1 protein-coding gene is annotated in these 290 nt (G+C 68.6%); it reads left to right on the top strand.

The features are described 5' to 3' along the window. Positions 1-290: EamA family transporter (locus MD536_RS21175; protein ID WP_239603783.1), on the top strand; the 290-nt coding region annotated here is incomplete at both ends.

Here is a 290-nt window from a genome sequence, read left to right as displayed (position 1 = left end):
GGCGCGCTGCGGGTGACCGCGTGGGTGACGGTGATCGGCGCCGCGTGGATGGCGCCGGTGGGGTGGGTCGAGATGCAGAGCCGGGATTTCCACCTCGCCTCGATGCCGCCCCAGGCGCTGGTCGCCATCGCCTTCCTCGGCGTCGGCTGCTCGTTCCTGGCCACGCTGCTGTACGTGACCGCCCTCGGCATGACCGAGTCCCAGAAGGTCGGGGTGTACCTCTACATCATCCCGCCGATGACTGCCGTGGTGGCGACCTTCTACCTCGGCGAGACCATTTCGGCGAACCT

This window comes from Flavihumibacter cheonanensis, assembly GCF_022352215.1.
GTDB lineage: Bacteria > Bacteroidota > Bacteroidia > Chitinophagales > Chitinophagaceae > Flavihumibacter > Flavihumibacter cheonanensis.
Note: the sequence above shows the minus strand (reverse complement) of the source record. Positions and strands in the feature narration are given on the sequence as shown.